Source organism: Streptomyces albus subsp. albus (assembly GCF_000725885.1).
Lineage (GTDB): Bacteria > Actinomycetota > Actinomycetes > Streptomycetales > Streptomycetaceae > Streptomyces > Streptomyces albus.
Genome location: NZ_JODR01000062.1, coordinates 1 through 4,415 on the forward strand (window position 1 = coordinate 1; position 4,415 = coordinate 4,415).

The 4,415-nt window shown below is 73.9% G+C and carries 1 protein-coding gene and 1 pseudogene; both read right to left on the reverse strand.

Features of this window, described 5'->3' with window-relative positions:
• Nucleotides 1–1,230: pseudogene (locus IO40_RS36655) on the reverse strand (beta-ketoacyl synthase N-terminal-like domain-containing protein); the annotation flags it as partial.
• The gene (locus IO40_RS0132660; protein WP_051719366.1) at nucleotides 1,218–4,391 is read right to left on the reverse strand and encodes an SDR family NAD(P)-dependent oxidoreductase; all 3,174 of its coding nucleotides are present in this window, start codon (nucleotides 4,389–4,391) and stop codon (nucleotides 1,218–1,220) included. The pseudogene IO40_RS36655 and the gene IO40_RS0132660, both read right to left, overlap by 13 nt.
• Nucleotides 4,392–4,415 lie beyond the last annotated feature (24 nt).

Consider the following 4,415-nt stretch of genomic DNA (forward strand, 5'->3'; position numbering starts at 1 on the left):
GTGGAGGGGTTCTTCGGGGTGGTCACGCAGGTGCCGGCTGAGAGCTGAGGCCTGTTCGCGCAGGGCTTGCGGCGACTTCGCCGACAACACCAACGGCACGGCGACATCGGACCAGGCCGGCGCTTCCGCGGGCGGCTCCCCGCGCTCCGGGTCCGGGCGGTACTCCTCCACGATCAGATGGGCGTTCGTCCCGCTCATGCCGAAGGAGGAGACCCCGGCGCGGCGCGGATACGCGGCGGCCTCCCACGGCCGCGCCTGCGCCAGCAGCCGCACGGTGCCCGCCGACCAGTCCACCTCGGCCGTCGGGTTGTCGGCGTAGAGGCTGGCCGGCATCGTCCGGTGCCGGATGGCCTGCACCGCTTTGATCACTCCGGCGACACCGGCTGCCGCCTGGGTGTGGCCGATGTTGGATTTGAGGGAGCCGAGGTGCAAAGGACGGTCGGGGGTGTGGGCGGTGCCGTAGGTGTTGATGAGTGCTTGCGCTTCGATGGGGTCGCCGAGGCGGGTGCCGGTGCCGTGTGCTTCGAGGAGGTCGACTTCGGCGGCGGGAGTGCGGGCGTTGTGGAGTGCGGCGTGGATGACGCGTTCTTGTGCGGGGCCGCTGGGTGCGGTCAGGCCGTTGGAGGCGCCGTCCTGGTTGACGGCGCTGACTCGCCGGCGCGCAGCGACTGGCAGGCCAGGTGCAGGGCCACCAGCGACGACGAACACGCGGTGTCCACCGTCACCGCCGGCCCCTCCAGGCCGTAGAAGTAGGCGACCCGGCCGACGGCCATGCTGCCCGCACTGCCCGTGTGGAGGTATCCCTCGAACCCCTCGGGAGCGCGGCCGAACCGGCTTCCGTAGTCGTGGTGCATCACGCCGGTGAACACGCCGGTGCGGCTGCCGCGCAGGGTGTCCGCGGTGATACCGCTGTCCTCGACCGCCTCCCACGTCGTCTCCAGCAGCAGCCGCTGCTGCGGGTCCCTCCGGATCGGGGTCGTGCAGGCAGGCCACGTCCCAGCCCCGGTCCACGGGGAAGCCGCTGATCGCGTCCCGGCCCTCGGCCACCACCCGCCACAGGTCGTCGGCCGAGCGCACCCCGCCCGGGTAGCGGCAGCCGATGCCGACGATCGCGATCGGCTCGCTGTTCCGTGCCTCCACCTCCCGCAGCCGGGAGCGTGTCCTGTGCAGATCGCCGGTGACCTTGCGGAGGTATTCGACGACGCGGCTTTCGTCTGTCATGTATCGCACCTACCGGGGGAGGGCGGGTCGAGGGTCCCGAACTCGGAGTCGATGAACCGCATCAGCTCGTCCGCGCTCGCCGACTCCAGACCGTCCGTGCCGGAGCCGGAGCCCTGCCGGGCACCGTCGGCTGCTGCGAGCTGCTCGCGCAGGGCATCCAGCCGGCCGGCCAGCGCGAGTCGCTGCTCCGTGCCGGTGAGCGGCGAGAGCGCCCGCTCCGCGAGCCGGTCGAACTCCTCAAGCAGTGGGCGGCCCTCCGGGGGCCGGGGTTCGGGATCCAGCCGGGTGAGCAGACAGTCGGCCAGTGCTTGGGGCGTGGGATGGTCGAAGACGAGTGTGGCCGGGAGCTTGCCGCCGATGAGCCCGGCGAAGACGTTGCGCAGCTCCACCGACATCAGCGAGTCGAAGCCCACGTCCTTGAGGGCACGCTCCGGGTCCACGCGTTCCGGGTCGGGCTCCCGCAGGAGCGCCGCCACCTGGGTGCGGACCACGTCGAGCACCGCGGCGCCGCGCTCGGACTCGGGCAGTGCCCCGATCCGCTCCCAGAGGGAACCCCCTTCCGTCTGCGGCGTGGGCCCCGCGTCCGGCCGGACTTCGGCGGCGGCGAACCCGGCGAGCAGCGGGCTGGGCCGGGCGGCGGTGAACGCGGGCAGGAAGCGGTCCCAGGCCACCTCGGCGACCACCGCGTCCGACCCCGCCGCCGCGCACTCGTCCAGCGCACGCAGCGCTCCCGCCACCGGCAGCGGCGACAGACCCCGGCGGCGCAGCTCACGCGCGTCGTCCTCGGTCAGCATGCCACCGCCCGACCACGGGCCCCAGGCGATCGCCGTCGCCCGCAGCCCGGCGGCCCTGCGGCGCCGGGCGAGTGCGTCCAGACAGGCGTTGCCCGCCGCGTACGCGGCCTGGCCCGCGGCCCCCCAGATCCCGGAGATCGAGGAGAAGAGGACGAAGTCGTCGAGGTCGGGGAGGAGTTCGTCCAGCAGCAGCGCGCCTTCGACCTTCGCCGCCGTCCCGGCGGCGATCCGGTGCGGGTCCGCCTCCAGGACGGGCACGCTCTCGACCACCCCCGCCGCGTGCACGACCGTACGGACCGGCGCGCCGTCCGCCGCCAGCTCCGACAGCAGTGCCGCGAGCGCCGCACGGTCGGTGACGTCGACGGCGACGGCCGTCGCCGGTGTTCCGGCCGCCGTCAACTCGGCAACCAGCTCGGCCGCGCCGGGCGCCGCAGCGCCCCGCCGGGACAGCAGGACGAGACGGCCGGCGCTGCCCTTGGCGGCCAGCCACCGTGCGACGTGCCCGCCCAGACCACCGGTCCCGCCCGTGATCAGCACCGTCCTCTTCGGCTCCCACCCCGCGCCCGGCGCGGCCGGCGCCGCCACCAGCCGCCGGACCCACACGCCGCCGTCCCGCACCGCGAGCTGGTCCTCCGCGGCGTCGCCGGACAGGATCCCGGCGAGCAGCCGCCCGGTGGTCCGGTCGATCTCCTCCGGCAGGTCCACCAGTCCGCCCCACCGGCCGGGCAGTTCCAGCGCGGCGACCCTGCCGAGCCCCCATACGCCGGCCGCGTGCACATCGGTGGCGGGATCACCGGCCCCGACGGCGACGGCGCCGGAGGTGACGCACCAGACCGGTGCCGTCTCGTCGCCCAGCCGCCGGAGTGCCGAGACCACGTCCTCGGCGCGCCGCGCGTACACCAGCGCTCCCGCCACCTCGGGCCCGGCCGGGGAGTCGTGGGGCGGGCCGGTCACCGTCCGCTCGAACAACGAGGTGAGTGCGCGCGGGGGATCGCCGAACACCCGCCAGGTCCCCGGCACCCGGTCGGCGGCCGGGGCGTCCGCCGGCCGCTGCCACGTCACCGCGAAACGTCCGGCCCGGCCGGCTCCGCCCGCGGACTCCAACTGCTCCCGTTCCACGGGCCGCAGGGCCAGCGTGTCCATACGCAGGACGGGGGAGCCGGAGGCGTCAGCGATGTGCACTGCCGCCGTGGCCGCCTCCGTGTCCGTGCGCACCCGCACCCGCAGCCGGCGTGCGTCGGAGGCGAACAGCGACACGCCGCCGAACGAGAAGGGCAGCCGCGCCTCGTCGCCCTCGTACAGCCGGCCCGTGAGCGGCAGCGCGTGCAGTGCGGCGTCCAGTAGCGCGGGGTGGATGCCGAACCCGTCGGGCTGGCCGTCGGGAAGCGCGACCTCCGCGAACAGTTCCTCGCCCCGCGCCCACAGGGCCTTCGTGCCGTGGAAGGCCGGGCCGTACTCGTAGCCGCGCGCGGCCAGCGCCGCGTAGAAGTCGTCCCCTGGTACGGGCTCCGCGCCCTCGGGCGGCCACACCGTGCCCGCCCAGTCGGAGGTGAAACCGCTGATCTCGGCGGTCCGCGCGGCCAGGACACCGGTGGCGTGCAGGGTCCAGGCACCGTCGCCCTCACGGGTACGGATGTGCAGCTCCCGCTCGCCGTCCTCGTCGGGGCCGAGCCACACCTGGAGATCGCGAGCTCTCCTGTCCGGGAAGACCATGGGGGCGCGCAGCACGAGTTCGTCCACCGTGCCCGCCCCCACCGCGCGGGCCGCCTCCAGGGCCAGCTCCACGAACCCGGTGCCCGGCAGCAGCACGGTGCCCATCACCACGTGGTGCGGCAGCCAGGGGTCGTTCGCGGGCGTCAGCCTGCCGGAGAGCAGCACCCCGCCCGGCCCCGGGAGTTCTGTGTGCGCGGAGAGCATCGGATGCGGGCGCACATCCGCGCCTGCTCCGGCACCGTGCTCCGCGGGGGCACTGACCCAGTGGTGGTGGTGTTGGAAGGGGTAGGTGGGGAGGGTGGTGGGGGGTGTGGGTGGGAGGAGGGTGTGCCAGTTGATGGGGGTGCCGTGGTTGTGGAGTTGGGTTGTGGTGTGGAGGAGGGTGTGGGTTTCGGGTTGGTTGCGTTGGGTGGTGGGGAGGGTGGTGTGGGTGTCGATGTGGGGTGTGAGGGCGGCGTCGGGTCCGATTTCGAGGAGGAGGTTGTGGGGTGGGAGTTTGTGGAGGGTGGGGTGGAAGAGGACGGTGTTGCGGGTGTGGTCGAGCCAGTATTGGGGTGTGGTGGGTGGGTGGGGGCTGTTGGCGGTGCCGGTGAAGGGGAGGGTGGGTTGGTGGTAGGTGAGGGTGTGGAGGGTGTCGGCGAGTTGGTCGAGGATGGGGTCCATGAGGGGGGAGTGGAAGGCGTGGCT

Coding starts and splice junctions, on each gene's coding strand:
- IO40_RS0132660 (WP_051719366.1), bottom strand. CDS start 4,391: ATGGACCCCATCCTCGACCAACTCGCCGACACCCTCCACACCCTCACC.